Annotated in this window: 12 protein-coding genes and 5 pseudogenes; 12 read left to right on the top strand and 5 right to left on the bottom strand. The window is 60.7% G+C overall.

Annotation, left to right across the window (positions count from 1 at the left end; translation table 11 throughout):
* Positions 1-18 precede the first annotated feature (18 nt).
* The 9 genes and pseudogenes from MJ643_RS04850 to pcaC all read left to right on the top strand — a co-directional run bounded on the left by MJ643_RS04850 (position 19) and on the right by pcaC (position 8786).
* Positions 19-930: an acetaldehyde dehydrogenase (acetylating) gene (locus MJ643_RS04850; RefSeq protein ID WP_172441217.1), complete on the top strand. Its 912-nt coding sequence runs from the start codon at positions 19-21 to the stop codon at positions 928-930.
* Between the two features lie 25 nt (positions 931-955).
* On the top strand, positions 956-1978 hold the full coding sequence (gene dmpG / locus MJ643_RS04845) for a 4-hydroxy-2-oxovalerate aldolase (RefSeq protein WP_172441216.1): 1023 nt from the start codon (positions 956-958) through the stop codon (positions 1976-1978).
* Between the two features lie 70 nt (positions 1979-2048).
* Positions 2049-3422: an outer membrane protein transport protein gene (locus tag MJ643_RS04840; protein WP_247726663.1), complete on the top strand. Its 1374-nt coding sequence runs from the start codon at positions 2049-2051 to the stop codon at positions 3420-3422.
* A 67-nt stretch (positions 3423-3489) separates the two neighbouring features.
* On the top strand, positions 3490-4320 hold the full coding sequence (locus MJ643_RS04835) for an alpha/beta hydrolase (protein WP_172441214.1): 831 nt from the start codon (positions 3490-3492) through the stop codon (positions 4318-4320).
* 195 nt (positions 4321-4515) lie between these two features.
* A complete protein-coding gene (locus MJ643_RS04830; protein WP_247726662.1) occupies positions 4516-5478 on the top strand; it encodes an AraC family transcriptional regulator in 963 nt (320 codons plus the stop codon).
* A 282-nt stretch (positions 5479-5760) separates the two neighbouring features.
* Positions 5761-7395 carry a methyl-accepting chemotaxis protein gene (locus MJ643_RS04825; RefSeq protein ID WP_247726661.1) on the top strand — a complete coding sequence of 545 codons (1635 nt, stop codon included), beginning with the start codon at positions 5761-5763 and terminating at the stop codon, positions 7393-7395.
* A 12-nt stretch (positions 7396-7407) separates the two neighbouring features.
* A pseudogene (locus tag MJ643_RS04820) lies at positions 7408-7580 on the top strand (lyase family protein); the annotation flags it as partial.
* Positions 7581-7639: 59 nt separating this feature from the next.
* The gene (gene pcaD / locus MJ643_RS04815; RefSeq protein WP_247726706.1) at positions 7640-8323 is read left to right on the top strand and encodes a 3-oxoadipate enol-lactonase; all 684 of its coding nucleotides are present in this window, start codon (positions 7640-7642) and stop codon (positions 8321-8323) included.
* Positions 8324-8394: 71 nt separating this feature from the next.
* Positions 8395-8786, top strand: a pseudogene (gene pcaC, locus MJ643_RS04810) (4-carboxymuconolactone decarboxylase).
* A 105-nt stretch (positions 8787-8891) separates the two neighbouring features.
* Here pcaC and mobH read toward each other — a convergent pair.
* Complete coding sequence (gene mobH, locus MJ643_RS04805; protein ID WP_247726660.1) at positions 8892-10655, bottom strand: MobH family relaxase; 1764 nt, start codon at positions 10653-10655, stop codon at positions 8892-8894.
* Between the two features lie 795 nt (positions 10656-11450).
* Between mobH and MJ643_RS04795 the strand changes: the two are divergent.
* Positions 11451-11552 (top strand): annotated as a pseudogene (locus MJ643_RS04795) (bifunctional glyoxylate/hydroxypyruvate reductase B); the annotation flags it as partial.
* A gap of 89 nt (positions 11553-11641) precedes the next feature.
* On the opposite strand, the gene MJ643_RS04790 reads toward MJ643_RS04795, so the two are convergent.
* From MJ643_RS04790 to MJ643_RS04780, 3 genes are all read right to left on the bottom strand, one after another.
* Complete coding sequence (locus tag MJ643_RS04790; RefSeq protein WP_247726659.1) at positions 11642-13231, bottom strand: PAS domain-containing methyl-accepting chemotaxis protein; 1590 nt, start codon at positions 13229-13231, stop codon at positions 11642-11644.
* Positions 13228-15477 (bottom strand): EAL domain-containing protein, encoded by a 2250-nt coding sequence (locus MJ643_RS04785; RefSeq protein WP_247726658.1) that lies wholly within the window; start codon positions 15475-15477, stop codon positions 13228-13230. Before MJ643_RS04785 ends, MJ643_RS04790 begins: the two co-directional genes overlap by 4 nt.
* 169 nt (positions 15478-15646) lie before the next feature.
* On the bottom strand, positions 15647-15955 hold the full coding sequence (locus MJ643_RS04780; protein WP_247726657.1) for a hypothetical protein: 309 nt from the start codon (positions 15953-15955) through the stop codon (positions 15647-15649).
* A 233-nt stretch (positions 15956-16188) separates the two neighbouring features.
* Between MJ643_RS04780 and MJ643_RS04775 the strand changes: the two are divergent.
* Together MJ643_RS04775 and MJ643_RS04770 are read left to right on the top strand one after the other, a co-directional pair.
* A pseudogene (locus tag MJ643_RS04775) lies at positions 16189-17252 on the top strand (IS1182 family transposase); the annotation flags it as partial.
* A gap of 60 nt (positions 17253-17312) precedes the next feature.
* Positions 17313-17926 (top strand): annotated as a pseudogene (locus MJ643_RS04770) (IS5 family transposase); the annotation flags it as partial.
* Between the two features lie 125 nt (positions 17927-18051).
* On the opposite strand, the gene MJ643_RS04765 reads toward MJ643_RS04770, so the two are convergent.
* Entirely contained in the window at positions 18052-18453 is a 402-nt protein-coding gene (locus tag MJ643_RS04765) for a biopolymer transporter ExbD (RefSeq protein WP_077521618.1), read from the bottom strand.

Raw genomic sequence — 18453 nt, 5'->3', positions numbered from 1 at the left:
GTTTGTAGGAACAACGCAATGAATGAAAAATTGAAAGCCGTAATAATCGGGCCGGGTAATATTGGCACCGACCTGCTGATGAAAATGCAGCGCTCCAAGAGTATTGAGCCGATCTGGATGGTCGGTATCGACCCAGAGTCCGAAGGCCTGAAGCGCGCGGCGAAAATGGGTATCAAGACCTGCGCTACCGGCGTGGATGGTCTACTGCCGCACGTGATTGAAGACGATATACGCGTGGCCTTTGATGCCACTTCGGCCTACGTCCACGCCGAGAACAGCCGCAAGCTTAACGAGCTGGGCGTGATTGTGATTGACCTGACTCCAGCGGCGATCGGCCCCTATTGTGTGCCGCCAGTGAATCTGGAAGCCCACGCCAAAAATCTGGAGATGAACGTCAACATGGTCACATGCGGGGGCCAGGCCACCATCCCGATGGTTGCTGCAGTTTCCCGGGTGCAGCCAGTGGCCTATGGCGAAATCATCGCCACTGTATCTTCCCGTTCCGTAGGGCCGGGCACGCGCCAGAACATCGACGAATTCACCCGTACTACAGCGAATGCCGTAGAGAAGGTCGGGGGGGCCAAGCAGGGCAAGGCGATCATCATCATCAACCCAGCTGAGCCCCCGCTGATCATGCGCGATACCGTGCACTGCCTTACCGAGGTCGAGCCGAACCAGGTGGCGATCACCGAGTCGGTCCACGCCATGGTGGCCGAAGTGCAGAAGTACGTACCGGGTTACCGGCTGGTTAACGGCCCAGTCTTCGACGGCAACCGTGTCTCCTTATTCATTGAGGTGGAGGGCCTCGGCGACTTCCTGCCCAAGTACGCTGGCAACCTGGACATCATGACCGCGGCAAGCCTACGTACCGCCGAGATGTTCGCGGAAAAAGTGGCGAACGGCATCATCGAACTGCCGACACGCGGATAAGAGCAGAGACGGAGGAGAATAGACAATGAATATACAAGGTAAGAAAGTCCGTCTGCACGATATGAGCTTGCGCGACGGTATGCATGCAAAACGTCACCAGATCAGCCTGGACGAGATGGTTAGCATCGCCACCGCTATGGATGAAGCAGGTATGCCGCTGATCGAAATCACCCATGGTGATGGCCTGGGCGGTGCTTCGGTCAACTACGGCTTTCCGGCCCACACTGACGAAGAGTACCTGGGGGCGGTGATTCCGAAGATGAAACACGCCAAGATCTCGGTGCTGCTGCTGCCGGGAATCGGCACCGTGGATCACCTGAAAATGGCCAAGGAGCTAGGCGTATCCACTATCCGTGTAGCCACTCATTGCACCGAGGCGGATGTGTCCCAGCAACACATCACACTGGCGCGCGAAATGGAGATGGACACGGTAGGCTTTTTGATGATGTCCCACATGGCGCCGGCCGAAAAGCTCCTGGAACAGGCCAAGCTGATGGTTAGCTACGGTGCCAACTGCATCTACTGTACCGACTCTGCCGGCTACATGCTGCCGGATGAAGTGACCGCGAAGATCGGGTTGCTGCGCAACGAGTTGGATAGCGATATCGAATTGGGCTTCCACGGTCACCACAATATGGCCATGGGCGTGGCTAACTCACTGGCGGCGATCGAAGCGGGTGCGGCCCGAATCGATGGTTCCGTAGCTGGCTTGGGCGCTGGCGCCGGTAATACGCCTCTGGAGGTGCTGTGCGCGGTACTGGATCGCATGGGCTGCGAGACCGGAGTTGATCTGTTCAAGATTATGGACGTGGCGGAAGATCTGGTCACGCCGCTAATGGATCAGCCAATCCGTATTGACCGTGACGCGCTGACGCTTGGTTATGCCGGTGTCTACTCATCTTTCCTGCTGTTCGCCAAACGAGCAGAGAAGAAATACGGCATCTCAGCCCGTGACATTCTGGTAGAGCTGGGCCGCCGCGGCACCGTGGGGGGACAGGAAGATATGATCGAAGACTTGGCATTGACGATGGCAAAGGCTTCCACATAACAGATGGCTCAATAGGTAATAGCAATATTCGCCTTGGTAGCCAATAATAATTAAAACAAGGATAAGAATGATGAATAAGAAGATCTTCTTTGTTTTGAATACTGCCATCTTGATCGCCTCGTCCGAAAGCGCTTATGCCACTAGTGATGTATATCGGTTCGTGGGGTACGGACCGATATCCTCCGCAATGGGCGGGTCGGCAATGGCCCATGATGTCGGTGTCGCCGGTATGATGGCGAACCCCGCCACTCTTTCATTGATGCGTGAGGGTGCAAAATTCCACCTTGGCGCCGATGTGATAATGGCCGACATATCGGTTAAAAATCTCGACACTGGCGAGAGGGCCGATTCTAATAACCATGCCAATAACCGTGGTCCCTATATAGCACCACAACTCGCCTTTGCGTATCACGCCCATCCCTATACATTCGGCGTTGGCCTTTTCGCTTACGGTGGGGTTGGCACGGAATATGGCGATCACAGCTTTCTGTCGCGCGCCACTGGGGGGGTGGAAACCGGGTTGGACAACGCTAGTCGCCTACTGACGCTTAATATTCCATTTGCCGCCAGTTACGAAGTGAATGATCGGCTCTCGGTCGGAGCGAGTATCGACGCCGTATGGCAAGGGTTGAACGTCGATCTGTTGATGGGCGCTGACCAAGTGGCTGCTTTGATTGGCTCGGGTCGTGCGACCGGTAGTCTGATTCCGGTCCTGGGTAGCCTGCCAGATTTGAGGGGCGCGCATTTGAGTTTCAGCAAAAATCAACCTGTGGCTAGCGGTGTGGATGCCTGGGGTCTGAACGGGCGCATCGGCATGTTGTACAAGATCACGGACAATACGATGTTCGGGTTGTCGTATGCCATGGAAAGCAAAATAGCCGACATGAAAGGCAATGCGTCCTTGACGGCAGTGGATGCCATCGCCGGTCAAATATCGTTGCAGGGGCGGGTCAAGGTTCGTGATTTTCAATCGCCAGCACAACTGAGTATCGGTTTCAGCCATCAAGTCAACGATCAGTGGCTTATTGCGGCAGACCTCTCAAGAGTATTTTGGGAACATGCAATGAAAGATATCGATATCGGTTTCGTTGATAACAGCGGTGCCAATCTCGATATCTTAATTCCTCAAAACTATAAGGACCAAACGGCCCTGTCACTTGGTACTGCGTACGAAGTAGGGAAATGGACCCTGCGGGCAGGTGCCCGTTTTGCCACGCAGGCGCTGCGAAGCGATACATTGTTGGCTCTGGTTCCGGCAACTCCAAATACTTTCGGCACCGCTGGCTTTTCATACCAACTGTCGCAGCATGATCAGCTTGATTTCTCGTGGACACACAGCTTCAAAAAGGAAATGACCAACTCCAGTCTTCCAAATACTTCGGCTAGCGTGAGGGTTTCACAAATGCAGGATAGTATGTCGATTGCTTATACGTATCAATTTTGATCGTGCCAGCCGCTATATGGTTTGGCATGTATGAAGCTCGTAAGTATCTGCTGAGGAATGTTAATAAATGAACAACCCTGAGATTGGAAAAAGTATCGTAGCCGCCAACATTGAGACGAACTACCATGATCTTGGTGATGGCTACCCCGTTATCATGATTCATGGCTCAGGCCCTGGGGTAAGTGCTTACGCTAACTGGCGCCTGACTTTCCCGTCATTGAGCGAAAACTTTCGGGTTATTGCACCCGACATGGTCGGCTTTGGATTTACAGAGCGCCCGGAAGACTATGATTACTGCATGGATAACTGGGTGACACATATAATCGGGCTCATGGATGCGCTTGATATCAAAAAGGCCCATCTGGTGGGCAACTCTTTTGGTGGGGGGCTCGCCATTGCCACAGCCCTCAGATACCCGGAGCGCGTAAACCGCTTAGTATTGATGGGCGCGGCGGGTACTCGCTTTGAGGTGACTGAAGGGCTGGAGGCTGTTTGGGGTTATGAACCATCGATTGAGAATATGCGTAAAGTTCTTGATATCTTCGCATATGATCGGTCTCTAGTGACGGATGACCTCGCGAAGCTTAGATATGAAGCAAGCATTCGACCGGGCTTCCAGGATTCATTTTCAAAAATGTTCCCGGCGCCCAGGCAGCGTTGGGTCGATGCGCTTTCAAGTTCCGATGAGGCTGTCAGATCCCTTTCCAATGAGACACTGATCATTCATGGTCGGGAAGATAGAGTGGTTCCGGTATCGAGCAGCATACGTTTGTCCAACCTGATCTTGAAGTCTCAGTTACATGTATTTGGGTGTTGTGGTCACTGGACTCAAATTGAGCAAAATAGTCGTTTTTGCAAGTTGTTGATCGATTTCTTGAATGAGGACAGTCCTGCCTAATCCGCCAACGAGTAGTTCTAGTGTAAGACTTGATGGCAGGGGCTATTCAAAGAATACCCCTGCCATTACGTATATTGTGCGAGTGATGACTGCTGAAAATTGACGATTTTTCTATAAGGGCTATAATATAATAAATATTCGGGCTAATTGGCATTGAGGTCGTGATTTTTTATAATTATAAGAAGGTCATCGATTATGACAATTTTGCTGCTTGGTGAGAAGAGTGAAGTTTTTCACATGGTGGATCCGTATCGGGTTCATGAGTATGCGAATGAGTATTTAGGCGCGCACAAGCTTATAGTTCCTGCTGCGCATGACCCGAAAGGTGGCCTTAAGCGTTGCAGGATTGCTAGTATTGATTTGTTTCAGTTTTCTTATGGGGAGCGAGTAAGTATAAATATCTCGAGCCCAGATGATGATGCTTACTATCTACATATGATAATGAGCGGGGCCTGTTCATTAAGTTCTCATGGGCATGAGCACGATTTTATTCCGGGTGAGATACTGCTGATCAATCCTGATGATACGCTCAAATTGAGATATTCGAATGATTATGAAAAGTTGGTTATTAGACTCCCGGCGTCCTTGATAAAGGCAGTGTGCGACGAAAGGCAGTATGTAATGCCACGTGATGGAGTCCATTTTTCCCCCGTTCACCGACTCAGTCAAGAAAATAATATTTTCAGCTTGCTCAGTCTGGTATGTCGTGAAGCTGAAAACGAGCCTAATGACCTTCAGGTTCAGAGGCATTATGCAAAAATTCTTGTTGGAAAATTATTGAGCTTGCCAGGCAATAATCTGAGGTTAAAAGCGTTGGCGGGAGAGAGTGTTTCGTTTGACAGAATTGAGGAGGTAATTGAGCAGAATCTGAAAAATGACATAAGTCTAAATCAGCTAGCAGAGCTGCTTGATGTGAGCATTTACTCATTGTTTCCGGTATTTGAGAAGCATGTTCATACAACGCCTAAGCGATACATACGTCAACGCAAATTAGAGGCTGTTAGAATACACCTTAGCGATCCTGCAGCCGTCATCAATAATATTACTGAGGTGGCGCTGAGTTACGGTTTTTACCATCTTGGTCGATTCGCTGAGATGTATAGAAATGCTTTTGGCGAGCTTCCATCAGAGACGTTTTCAAAACGTCATGAAGATTGATGGGCTGAGCATGTATGTCGGGTAGCTTGGTCTTTGATTACCTTAAGCGAGCCGCGTTACCCGAAGGGCGAAACCGGGTGGGTAGTCTAGCCTATTTGCCATCGAAGCCACGCTGATCCATTTCCGAGTTCGATCCAGAGCAAAAACAGATTGTTTCAGTCCTGCCTGAGTTAAAAGTCATGGTGACGTGTTTATGGTAGGCGGGCGTGGGAATACATTTACGTTTGTCGAGGGTGGAGCCTGGCTCTGTCTTACATTCATAAGAACGAGGTGCTTCCCTCTATGGCCGGTTTGAGAGATTTCCGTATCAGTACTCGCGTTACCCTGATAGCTACCACCGTTTCTGTGATCATCATTTGTTTGAGTGGCTGGCTGGGGCTACTTCTTCAGCGCAGCTTGATGGATGAAAAGTTGACCAATGTTGGTGCGGCGCTGGACACCGCGTCCAGTATCCTCGCTCATTACGAGGGGCAGGCGCGTGCAGGTCGGATGAACTTGGAAGAGGCGCAGCGGCAGGCCGCTGAGGTGGTGGGCACCATTCGTTATCTGGGCGACAATTATCTGTTGATCCTTGATCTGGAGCAGCGCATGGTGATGGATCCCACCGCGCCGGAGTTGGTTGGAAGGCAACTGAACGACTTTCGGGATCGCAACGGCAAGTATTTCGTCCGCGATATGGTTGCGGGTGCGCGTGATCATGGCCGAGCCACGGTCGACTACTGGTTTCCCCGTGCTGGTACCAGCGAGCCCGAATACAAGGTGTCCGAAGTCCGCCTGTTCAGGCCTTGGGGGTGGGTGGTGGCCAGCGGTATCCATCCGCAGGATGTGCGCAGCGTCGTGAATGATGTGCTGCTGGCGCCGGCCATCATGGTGCTGGTGGTTCTGCTGGCGATGGTTGTGCTCGCTTGGGTGCTGATCCGCAGTATCATCCGGCCGCTCAATGTAACCCAGGTAGCGCTGGCTCATGCCACCGATGGCAGCATCGACCTAACGATGCGCCTACCCACCGATGGGCGCGACGAGCTGACCCAGATGGCGCGCAGCATCAATCGCCTGGTCGATGCCGCCCACCAGGTCACTCGCAGCATGGCCGAGGCCAGTCATCTGATTTCTCGCGCCAGCGACGATCTTGGGCAGATTACCGAGGTCACCCAGCGCAACATGGAAGCGCAACAGCTGGAAACCGACAGCGTTGTCACCGCCATGACTGAGATGGTCTCGACCGTACAGGAGGTGGCACAGAATGCCGCGGCCACCGCCAGTGCCACTCAGGAGGCCGAAGGCAAAGCCATTGAGGGTAGTGGCGCGGTTCGCGACTCCGTCGAAGCCATCCGCTCGCTCGCCGACGCCCTGAACCAGAGTCGCGTCGTAGTCGACCAGTTGGCTACCGATTCCGGCAGCGTCGGCCGGGTGCTGGAAGTGATCACCTCGATCGCCGAGCAGACCAATCTGCTGGCGCTGAACGCGGCCATCGAGGCCGCCCGTGCCGGCGAACACGGTCGTGGCTTCGCGGTGGTGGCGGATGAGGTGCGTACGCTGGCCATGCGCACCCAGCAGTCAACGCTGGAGATCCAGCAGATCATAGACCGCGTCCAGGCCGGCGCCAGCCAGGCAGCGGGACAGATCGGCGCCAACGTCGAGGCCGCGCAGCATCCGGTAGTGGCTTCGGCCCGCGCGGGTCAGGTGCTGGAGTCGATCACCAGCACGTCCTTCACGATCAACCAGATGACCTTCCAGATCGCCAGCGCTGCGGAGGAGCAGGCGGCCACCGCCGATGAAATCAACCGCAGTATCGCCCGCATTCACGACGCCTCTTCCACCAGCGCCGAAACCGTGCAGAGAATCCGGCAGTCTTGCGATGAACTGCGCCAATTGGCGTGTCAGCTCCAGGAGCAGGTAGATCGGGTGGTTATCTGACCGGGAGAGGGGCCGCTCGCCGGGCGCACCTGGCTGCAACAGGCGACCCCCGTGACCCTCGGCATGAAACTGGCCGGGGTGCTGGGGCCATCACCTGTCATCGCCAGCGCCTCGCGGAACTCAAGCCGCGCCTACTGTGCCTGCAGTTCGGTGGCGCCTCCGGCAGCCTGGCGGCGCTGGGCGAATAGGCCTGGCCGGTGCGCCGGTGCTGGTGCTGTCCAACTCCCTGGGCACCGACCTGCACATGTGGGATGCGCAGATCCCCGCCTTCACTCGGCACTTCCAGGTGCTGCGCTACGACACCCGTGGCCACGGCCAGTCCCTGGTCAGCGAAGGTCCCTATAGCATCGAGCAACTGGGCCGCGACGTGCTGGCCCTGCTGGATGCCCTGGACATCCAGAAGGCCAGCTTCTGCGGCCTGCCCATGGGCGGCCTGACCGGCCAGTGGCTGGCCATCAACGCCCCGGAGCGCATCGAGCGTCTGGTGCTGTGCAACACCGCCGCCAAGATCGGCACTCCGGAAGTCTGGAACCCGCGCATCGACACCGCGCTCTCCGGCGGCGCCCAAGCCATGCGTGACCTGCGCGATGCGTCCATCTCCCGCTGGTTCACCCTGGGCTTCGCCGAGGCCCAGCCGGCCAAGGTCGAGCCCATCGTCGGCATGCTGGCGCAGACCTCCCCCGAGGGCTACGCCGCCAACTGCGCCGCCGTGCGTGACGCCGACTACTGCGAGCAACAGGGTGTCGTGCGTGCCCCGACCCTGATCGTCTGCGGCAGCGGCGACCCGGTGACCACCACCGAACATGGCCGCTTCATGCAGGAGCGCATCCAGGGTGCCGAGCTGGTGGAGTTTCACGCCGCGCACCTGTCCAACGTGCAGGCCGGCGATGCCTTCAGCCAGCGCGTGCTGGATTTCCTCAACGCCTGATCCATTTCTGCGGGAACGAGCGCTGTTCGCGAGCAGAGCTCGCTCCTACGGCCCCATTCGAGGAGTTGGCAATGGACGAGAAAGGACGCTACGAAGCCGGCATGCAGGTGCGCCGCGCGGTGCTGGGCGACGCCCATGCCGCAGCCTGCAGAACCTCACGCCGTTCAACGAAGAGTTCCAGGAAATGATCACCCGCCATGCCTGGGGTGATATCTGGACCCGCCCGGGCCTGCCCCGGCACACCCGCAGCCTGATCACCATCGCGATGCTTATCGGCATGAACCGAGAGGGCGAGCTGAAGTTTCACCTGCGGGCGGCGAAGAACAATGGCGTCTCCCGCGAGGATATCAAGGAAGTGATCATGCAGAGCGCCATCTACTGTGGCATTCCGGCGGCAAATGCCACTTTCCGTATCACCGAGGAGGTATGGAGCGAACTGGGTGTTGAGTCGCTGCAAGGCTAAGCAGCTGCCCCAGTTTTTCATCCTCTCGGCGAGCTACAGATTGGGCTACGGTCGTCGTCGCTCCATGAGCAGATTATCTGTAGCGCACTGGAGAGGCCGAGCATTTCAAGCATTGAGGTCAGTTGCCCTAAGTCGCAAGTACGGGTTATTCGGCGGCACTTCCTCGAATAGGCGATACGGGTCTGCGAGCAGATAGCCATGGAGGCGCCGAGACTTCCGCGGGCCTGTTACCTCGCAGCTCCAGATGTTCCGGCCGCTGTCCTGCTTGCGGTGCAACTGCAGCTTCTCGAAACGCTTCTGCACCCACTGCCAGTCGGCGACCTGATCCGGCTTGGCGAGTGCGGCCGTCTGCGGGTGTTCCTGGGCGTAGCGCTGGAACACGCCTGGGCTGACCAGGAACACCGTGTCGCCCGTGGTATGCACTAAGGCTCGGGCGTCATTGAGGATGAGCTTGCGGCTCTGGATGCTCTGCCGCAGCCAGGCCATGAAGTGTTCTCCGGACGGCGGCTCCCGTGAGTTTCCGCTGCTATCGATGGGTGGCAGCGCAGGGGCCGAACGCGTTGAGTTGGTCTCGAGAGAGGGGGCGGGCAGTTCATTGATCCGGGTTGCCGGCGGTGATTCTACCACCTCTGGCTCCTGCGGCGGTTTGGTATCGGAAGTACCGAGTAGTGCCAGTAGTGCTTCCACGCTATCGACAGCAGGGGCAGCTGCCGGCGCAGGTGGATCGCTGATCTCTGCCTCCACGGTACCAGTGAACGGCGCTGGCCGATCGTCTCCCTCCCAGATCAGGGCCGGAGTCAGCCGCAGCAGAGTGAACGCGTGCGACCAACCGAACTCGCTGGTGACCGTTGCCCTCCAGATCGCCTTGCCGTCCGGCGTGGGCTGAAGCATGCCGTGATCCTGAAGCACGTTGAACAGCACGGTGTTGTTGGCAGGGATGCCTTCAATGCCCTGGGTCAGCAGATGCGCGCGTAGCTTGTCGGAGACGGTCTTGCTCACTAGCCAGAGCGCGTCCTGGGTCAGCCAGCCATCCGATGCTTGGGGCTGATTGAGCTTTAGTTCCTCCTTCAGCAGGTAGCGCAGCCCATCAAGCAATTTGCGCTGGAGGGAGTGGGTCGGGGCCGACATGGCTCGGGCCGGATCGCCGCCCAGAGCTTGGGCGACCGACGCTCGGTCGGCCTGCACAACAAGCTCGCCTAGTGTGCCAGCGTGCTCGTACTGGCCTGCGAGGACGTACAGCAGCGAGGTCCAGAGCGGCGGATAGGCGCTGAGCCAGTCGAGGATCTCGCCATCAAGCACCTGCCGGTACAGCAGGCCCGTCGCCGCGCTGTGCAGTCGGTACTCGCGATCCTGGCGGTAGCGGAAGCGATATGGGTGCGCGAGTGGGCCATGCCAGGGATGCCAGTGGCTGCCGTCGGCCAGCTCGACATGAAAGTCGACAGCGATCTTGCCAATGTCGTGCAGCAGCGCGGCGTATGCCGTGGCGGCACTCCAGGCTTCCGCTTGGACCACCTGATCCTCAGGAGTGGTGCCGGTGGGCAGCAGGTATGGCTGCCGAAGTTTGAGCGCATAGGCCACGATCTCCAGACCGTGGTCCAGCATGCCACCGGGGTAGGCGTGGTGGTGGTTCTCGGAGGCAGGGAATTGCTGAACCAGCTCGGCGTAGCGCTCCAGCGGTGCGAGGTAGAGCGAGGCGAACTGCTTGCGCGAGAGCGAGGTGCGCTGCCAGATGTGCTCCAACAGGCGTTGCCGGCGTGGAGTGGACAGCAGGGAGGCGGCCGACTCCGGCCGTATCAGCCCTTTGCCCTTGTCGCCGGTCGGGGCTGGCGTCGCTGGCGAGAGGCGTTTTCGTTGGAACAACGCTAGCATCGATGGCACCAGGTGTTGCGATAGGTGAGAGGCCTTTTCCGGGTAGGCCCGTTCCCCTTGGCCCCGTTCCCTTGTCCCCTTGCCGGAATCCTTTGATATAGCGAGTGCCTGAGGTTTGCAGCGAGCTTCAATGCGCAATGAGCGCTTTCCTTTTGGTGCCGGTATCCGCCAAGCTGGGAATATGAACCGTTTGCGGAATTGCACTCTACTTGACCATCCATTTGCATTCGACCTGAGCGGTCATTTTCATTCGTTCTGACCACCGATTGCATCGGATATGACCAGCACGCTTTGTAACCATGATGGGCAGAGAACGCCCCGAAGTGGCGGGTGACGACCGGCAGATACCAGCCGATTCTGTTGAATAAAGTAGGTTCAGCGGCAGCCGGCCGGTCAGTTGTGCCTGCTGTCGAAGTGGCTGCAGGCCACTTCACGTTGCCTTTCGGCATTTCACTGAGCGTCCTTGCTCAGGTTTAAGGGTTAATTCGAGGGCTTCTGCTCGCCGCAGACGTGCCTATCCCGTGAGCGGTGGCCCTTGAGGCAAGGGCTTGGCCATGCGGCGCAGGTTCTGCACAGTTGCTGCCAAGGTGAACTCGTCAGTGGCAGCCAAGTCACCTTCCGAACCCCAGCATTAAGGGCGATGGTGTCCGCGTATTTTTAAGCGGACGCGATAGCCCTTATCGCCGGGATTTCCATGCGCCAACGAAGCTCTTACCCTAAACCGTTCAAGGCCCAGGTTGTTCAGGAGTGCCTGCAACCCGGTGCGACCGTCTCCAGCGTTGCCACCGGCGAGACCGCCAGGCCATGGCCGACCGTGCCGTCGACAACCTGCTCGCCGCGCTGCGCGGCGAACGTCCTCGCGACCTGGTCAACCCGCAGGCCTGGCGCGGGACCTGAGGTCTGGTATCGGACGCGATGGGCGGTGCATGTCCGGGGAGAGGGGCGACTCCCGGCAGCCACGGCCGCCAGGCCCCGATAGCAGCCCCTCAGCTGCCGTAACGCGGCCCACGGAACTGTTCGGCCAGCAGATGCAGGCGCCCGGCCAGGTCGGCCACGCGGCCCGAGGCGGTGCGGCAATGGCCGCTGGCGGCGAGCGTGCTGTCGGTGGCGGCGCGGATGCCGTCGAGGTTGCGCTGGATGTTCCCGCCCACCGCGCTCTGCTCCTCCACCGCGGCCGCGATCTGCACGCTCATCGCGCTGATCTCTCCGACCCGCTGGTTGATGCCGTTGAGCGCCCCGACCGCTTCCAGCACCTGTTCGACGCTGGCCTGCGCCTTGCCCTGGCTGCGCTGCATGGCGACCACAGCCTCGCCGGTGGAGCGGCGCAGGGTCTCGATGATCGCCTGGATTTCCGCAGTGGACTGCTGGGTGCGTAGCGCCAGCCCGCGCACCTCGTCGGCGACCACGGCGAAGCCGCGCCCGGCCTCGCCGGCGCGCGCCGCCTCGATGGCGGCGTTCAGCGCCAGCAGGTTGGTCTGTTCGGCGATACCCTGGATCACCTCCAGCACGCGGTTGATCTCTTGGCCGTGCAGTTCCAGGCGGTCGATCGCCGCGCCGGTCTGGCCGACCTCCGCGACCAGGCCATCGATATGCCGGCGGGTCTGCTCGACCAGATCGCGGCCCAGGCCGGTCTCCTGATCGGCGGCGCTGGCGGCGCTGGCCGTCAGCTGGGTGTTGCGCGCCACGCTCTGCACGCTGCCGGCCAGCTGGGTGATGGCGCAGGCTACCTGGGTGGTCTCCCCCTGCTGACGCAGGGTCGCCTCGCCGTTGCGCTCCAGGGCGGCGACCAGACGTCCCGCCTCCTCGCTCAGTTGGCGCGCCGAGTCGGCGATGCGCCCGGCGACCGCCCGCGCCTCGGCCTCCAGCATGCGCAGGGCGAAGTCGATCTGCCCGAACTGGTCGTCGCGGCCGCTGTAGAGCTGCTGGCTGAGCGGGTTGTCGACCAGCGCGCGGGCCTTGCCGGCCAGTTCGTCCAGCGGGCGTAGGCCGCGGTGCACCAGACCGCCGAGCAGCAGGCTCAGCGGCAGCGCCACCGTCGCCAGGGCGGCCCAGGACGGCTCGCCCACCAGCCCCAGCACGCCGAAACCGGCGAGGTTCAGCCCGGCCACCACCAGCGCCAGGCGCAGCCGCACCGGCAGCCCGGACAGCAGGCCGCGGCGCAGCCGGCGGCCGGCGCGCAGCGCCGCGTAGAGGCGCTCGGCGGCCTCCGCCAGTTGCTCCGGCACGCGGCTGCGCACCGACTGGAACTCCACCACCTCGCCGTTGTGCAGCACCGGCGTGGCATAGGCGCTGACCCAGTAGTGGTCACCGTTCTTGCAGCGGTTCTTGATCACCCCCATCCACGAGCGTCCCGCCTTGAGCGTGCGCCACAGGTGGTCGAAGGCCTCGGGCGGCATGTCCGGGTGGCGCACCAGGTTGTGGCTGGCACCGAGCAGCTCGTCCTCGTTGAAGCCGCTGATGTCGATGAAGTCCGGGTTGACATAGGTGATCCGGCCCTTGAGGTCGGTGGTCGAGAGGATGTTCGCGCCGGCCCCGACCACGACCTCGCGCCCACTCACTGGCAGGTTGATCTTCATGGTTGTTCTCCGGATACGGTCGGTTGCGCCGGCAGGCTCCAGGCCGGCGGCGGGCACTCCTTGCCGTCGAACAGGCGCTGCAGCTCGGCGGCCGCCTGCGGCCGGCGGAACCAGTAGCCCTGTGCGTAGTGACAGTCCTCGGCGGCGACGAACGCCAGCTGCTCGGCGCGCTCGATGCCCTCGGCGGCCACCTCCAGCCCCAGGCTGCGGCCGAGGCCGATGATCGCCCGGGCTATGGTGTTCAGCTCGCCGTCGTGCGGGATGCCGCCGATGAAGCTCTTGTCCACTTTGAGGATGTGTAGTGGGAAGCGCGCCAGGTAGCCGAGGGCCGCATAGCCTGTGCCGAAATCGTCGAGGGCCAGCTTCACGCCCAGGCCGGCCAGTTCGCGCAGGCTAACCAGCGTCTCGGTGTCGTCCTCCATCAGCAGGCTCTCGGTGATCTCCAAGATCAGGCTGGCCGGCGGCAGGTCGGTCTCCCGCAGGATGTCGATCAGCCGTGGCACGAATTCGGGCCACTGCAGCTGGCGGCTGGAGATATTCACCGAGCAGCGCAGCTGCGTCTGGCCACCCAGCTGCCAGGCGCGCACCTGGCGGCAAGCCTGGCGCAGCACCCACTCTCCGACCGCGACGATCTCCCCCGATTCCTCCAGGACCGGGATGAACTCCTGCGGCGACACCAGCCGCCCGTCCTGGCGCCAGCGCAGCAGCGCCTCGACCCCGGCTAGGTCCGGCGGGTCACGGCCGAGGCGGCAGATAGGCTGATAGTGCAGTTCGAACTCCTCGCGCTGCAGCGCCTGGCCGAGCGCCGACTCCAGCGCCAGGCGCCGGTGCACCAGTACCTGCAGCTCGTCGCTGTAGCGGGCGAACTGCGCCTTGCCGGCGGCCTTGGCGCGGTACAGGGCGAGGTCGGCGGCGCGCAGGGCGTCCAGCGTCTGGCCACGCTCGTGCAGCGGCGCGATACCGATGCTGGCGCTGACCACCAGGGTGTGCTCGTCCAGCGCCAGCGGCTGGTGCAGCTGTCCGAGGATGCGCTGCGCCACGCGCTCGGCGTCGCCGCTGCAGGCCAGGCCGTCGAGCAGCACGATGAATTCGTCGCCGCCGAAGCGGAACAGCTGGTCGCCGGGGCGCAGGCAATCGTTCAGGCGTCGCGCCACCTCCACCAGCACGCGGTCGCCGGCGCTGTGGCCGAGGCTGTCGTTGATGAGCTTGAAGCGGTCGAGGTCGATGAACAGCAGCGCCGCCTCGAGTCCGCTGCCGCGCTCCTGGCGCAGCAGGATGTGCTGCAGTTGCTCGTCGAGCCGCATGCGGTTGGCCAGGCCGGTCAACGGGTCGTGATGGGCGGCATGTTCGAGGCGTTCCTCGGCGCACTTGCGGGCGCTGATGTCGGTCTGCGAGCCGGCCATGCGCAGCGGCTCGCCGCCGGCCGGCTCGGCCACGCCTCGCACCAGCACCCAGAGGTAGTCGCCGTCCTGGCGGCGCATGCGGTACTGGTGGTGGAGGAAGGCAGTCCGGCCCTGGAGGTGGTCGTCGATGGCCTGGCGCAGGGCCGGCAGGTCGTCGGGGTGGACGCGGCCGAACCAACTGGCGCTGGACTCGCCGAGGGCGTCGCGGCTGAGGCCGAGCATGCTGGCCCAGCGCTCGGAGACGTACAGCCGGTCGAAGCCGATATGCCAGTCCCAGATGCCGTCGTTGGCACCGCGCAGGGCGCGGGCGTAGCGCGCCTCGCTGTCCTCCAGGGACTTGAGCTGAGCGCCGCCATAGGTGTCGATGGCCAGCGTCATGTCGAAGAACACCGCCTTGAGCAGGCTGGCGAACAGCGCGCCGTCGGGGTGCTCGCCGAACACTTCGCCGACCATGTCGTTCAGGTACAGGCAGTAGGCGCCTAGGTACCACTTCAGCTCCAGGCCGACCTGATGGTGGATCAGGCCGATGCGCAGGCGCCCGTTGACGTAGTCCTCGTCGAACGGCCCGCTCCACAGGCGCTGGTAGTATTCGCTCTGGCTGTGCTTGAGGCGCACCACGTCCGCGGGGTTCTGCAGGAGCGAGGCTGGCGTGGCGAAGTGCTCGAGGTGGCCGTACAGGCGCTCGACGAATGCCTGCTGCGCCGGCGTCATCCGCGCGGCGGCCTGGGCCAACCGCTGCGCATCGTCCCTGTGCCAGTCGAGGAAGCGCAGGCGCTCGGCCACCTCCTCGCGGCCCAGGTGGATGCGTCGCAGCAACTCCTGCAGTTCCTCTGTCGCCTTCATCCCCACCTCCCTGAAGCGGCCTTGTTTTTATCCGGACAAAAAAAAACGCCGGGACGCTCGTTCAGGTCGGGAACGTGGGTCGCGGCGCTTCGTCTTTCAGGCCCTGGGTCCTGCTCGGCAAAGCTGGTCCCCATCCCTGTGGGTGGGACCACCGACCGGTATGTTTACATCATTGCGATTGGCTTGCCAACTCTTCCAGAAGGGCCTGAAGGCGGCGCCGGAGCAGGCCCAGTTCGCGCGACTTGAAGGCGTGGCGGGTCCGCTCGAGCACCGCGGTGGCCTCGGCCAAGGCGGTCTGCACCTGGCACGAAAGCCCAAGAGGCGTTTCGAACCAGCGGCAGAAAGGCATCGCGCTGCAATCGCAGGGATCGCTCAACAGTTCGCACCCGGGGGACAGGGCGGAAAGCACGGGTTCCAGCGCGCGGGCCAGAGCCTCGTCGTTGCAGATAACCCGGAGCGGTCGGTGGGGTTGGTCCATGTTCGCCATCGCTAATGTCAAAATGATGTCATTTCTTACAATATCGAACTGGGGGGAAACATTGACCCAAGTCAATGACGGGGCGCTGCCGCCAACCGGCCGACGGGCGCGCACGAAGAGCCGACGCCAGGCGGGATTGCCCCCCCCACGCAGCCGCCCGCAAACAGCCCGCCCGGACAATCCCGTCTAGGGCCTGTTGACGTTTCACATGGGTACCGGGAGGACAGCAGCGTCTGTTCTACTCGTTCAATCTGGAAGAGCACGTCCCCCCCAACACCTCCGGCGCAGCATCGACCAGTGCTTGGATCTCAGTGACCTGCGCGCTTACCTGGCGGATTTCTATAGCCCCATCGGACGCCCCTCGATTGATCCGGAGTTGATGGTGCACATGCTGGTCGTCGGCTACTGCTATGGCATCCGTTCCGAGCGGCGATTGTGCGAAGAAGTGCATCTAAACCTGGCCTACCGCTGGTTCTGCCGGCTGGGTCTGGAAGACGAAGTCCCCAATCACTCGACCTTCTCGAAGAATCGCCACGGCCGCTTCCGTGACAGCGATCTGTTCCGCTGGTTGTTCAATGAGGTGCTGCGGCGCTGCATGGCGGCCGGCCTGGTCAAGGGAGAAGGTTTCGCTGTGGACGCCAGCATCATCAAGGCGGATGCCAGCAGGCAACGTGGTGTGGCGGGAGATGAGGTCGACTGGCGCGATCCAGCGCTCAGCAGCCGCGCTGTGCGCGAGTACCTCGAAGCCCTTGATGAGGAGGCGCTGGCTGAAGCCCTTCCCAAGAAAATTTCGCTCACCGATCCGCAGGCCCGTTGGACCGCAGCGCCAGGTGGCCCGGCCTACTTTGCCTACGCCACCAACTACCTGATCGACACTGAGCACGGCGTGATCCTGGATGTGGAAGCCACCCCGGCGCATCGCACGGCAGAAGTCGAGTCGACTAGGACGATGGTGGAGCGCGTCGAAGCGCAGTTCGACCTCACGCCGGAACGCCTCATCGGCGACACTGCCTACGGCACAGCTCCGATGCTGGCCTGGATGGTCGAAGAGAAGGACATCGAGCCGCATGTGCCGGTGTGGGACAAGACCGAGCGCAAGGACGACAGCCTCTCCAGCAACGACTTCCACTGGAATCAACAGGCTGATGAATACCGCTGCCCAGCCGGCAAACCGTTGCGCAGAGAATGGCGTGCCTTCACCCAAAAAAGATCATGGGTGACCAAGGCCAACACGATCATCTACCGCTCCAGCCAAACCGACTGCGGCACCTACCCACTGAAAGCGAAGTGCTGCCCTAGGTTCTGTACGAAAAGTCGGTGCGGGTAGAATCGCTGCCATGATTGGCTGGAGGCCCACATGGCAAGGCGCTACGAACTCCCCGATGCGGCCTGGGAGTTGATCAAGGATCTGTTTTCCCCGGAACAGAAGATGGGGCGCCCGCGAAGTGATGATCGGCTGGTACTCAATGGCATCTTCTGGATCCTGTGCTCCGGGGCTGCTTGGCGCGACCTGCCGGAACGCTTCGGCCCTTGGTCGACGGTGTATCAGCGTTTCCGCGATTGGCGAGACGACGGCACGTTTGACCAGGTGCTTGAGCGTTTACATGTTCGTCTGAATCAGGAAGGGCTGATCGACTTGGACACCTGGATGATCGACTCCACCGTAGTGCGTGCAACCCGAGCCTCTTCAGGCGCCGGGAAAAAGGGGGGCCGGAAGAACCGCTAGACCACGCATTGGGACGCAGCCGAGGTGGCCTGACCACCAAGATTCACCTGGTCTGCGATGCTAACGGTGTGCCTCTACGCTTCTTACTTTCGCCAGGGCAGGCCAGCGACATTGGACATGCCCAGCCGCTCTTGGAGCAGGTGCGCTTCCCCGGAAAGCCGGGACGGCCTCGCAAACGCTGTCGCTGGTTACTGGCCGACAAGAGCTACGATGCCGAGCATCTGCGTCAGTACTGCGACCGCTATCCATCAATTACCTCCGCATCCTTGATCAAACTCTATCGCATTTGGGGAGGGCATAGCGCCTTGCCGAGAGGCGCTCCAGCCAATCACGACGGTAGTTCTACCTGTACCGAATTTTCATATAAAACCTAGCGGGCGGTGATGACCGCCAACTTGGTAATTCCGGCCCGTTCGATGGAAGCCATGGCGCGGGCCACCGCGCCGTAGTCCACCTGGTCGTCGGCCTGTAGCTGCACGCGCAGTTCCGGGTCCTTGGCCTTGGCGGCCTCGAGGCTGGTCTGCAGCAGGTCAGGCTGGATCTCGTCCTTGTTGATGAACAGCTTTCCGGCGCCGTCGATGCTCACCACCAGCGGGTCCTTCTGCTCCGGCGGGGCCACTGCCTCGGTTTTCGGCAGGTTGATCGGAATGGCGTTGGTCAGCAGCGGTGCGGTGACGATGAACACGACCAGTAGCACCAGCATCACGTCCACCAGCGGGGTGACGTTGATTTCGGAAAGTACTTCGTCGTTGTCCTGGGTGGAGAAGGCCAT

It is taken from the genome of Pseudomonas sp. PNPG3 (assembly GCF_023093815.1).
Taxonomy (GTDB): Bacteria; Pseudomonadota; Gammaproteobacteria; order Pseudomonadales; family Pseudomonadaceae; genus Aquipseudomonas; species Aquipseudomonas asiatica.
This window is presented reverse-complemented; position numbering and strand designations above follow the sequence as displayed.

Excerpts from the sequence above, each read along its gene's own strand:
- MJ643_RS04850 (WP_172441217.1), top strand. The coding sequence starts at position 19 with ATGAATGAAAAATTGAAAGCCGTAATAATCGGGCCGGGTAATATTGGC.
- dmpG (WP_172441216.1), top strand. The coding sequence starts at position 956 with ATGAATATACAAGGTAAGAAAGTCCGTCTGCACGATATGAGCTTGCGC.
- MJ643_RS04840 (WP_247726663.1), top strand. The coding sequence starts at position 2,049 with ATGAATAAGAAGATCTTCTTTGTTTTGAATACTGCCATCTTGATCGCC.
- MJ643_RS04835 (WP_172441214.1), top strand. The coding sequence starts at position 3,490 with ATGAACAACCCTGAGATTGGAAAAAGTATCGTAGCCGCCAACATTGAG.
- MJ643_RS04830 (WP_247726662.1), top strand. The coding sequence starts at position 4,516 with ATGACAATTTTGCTGCTTGGTGAGAAGAGTGAAGTTTTTCACATGGTG.
- MJ643_RS04825 (WP_247726661.1), top strand. The coding sequence starts at position 5,761 with ATGGCCGGTTTGAGAGATTTCCGTATCAGTACTCGCGTTACCCTGATA.
- pcaD (WP_247726706.1), top strand. The coding sequence starts at position 7,640 with ATGTGGGATGCGCAGATCCCCGCCTTCACTCGGCACTTCCAGGTGCTG.
- mobH (WP_247726660.1), bottom strand. The coding sequence starts at position 10,655 with ATGCTAGCGTTGTTCCAACGAAAACGCCTCTCGCCAGCGACGCCAGCC.
- MJ643_RS04790 (WP_247726659.1), bottom strand. The coding sequence starts at position 13,231 with ATGAAGATCAACCTGCCAGTGAGTGGGCGCGAGGTCGTGGTCGGGGCC.
- MJ643_RS04785 (WP_247726658.1), bottom strand. The coding sequence starts at position 15,477 with ATGAAGGCGACAGAGGAACTGCAGGAGTTGCTGCGACGCATCCACCTG.
- MJ643_RS04780 (WP_247726657.1), bottom strand. The coding sequence starts at position 15,955 with ATGGACCAACCCCACCGACCGCTCCGGGTTATCTGCAACGACGAGGCT.
- MJ643_RS04765 (WP_077521618.1), bottom strand. The coding sequence starts at position 18,453 with ATGGCCTTCTCCACCCAGGACAACGACGAAGTACTTTCCGAAATCAAC.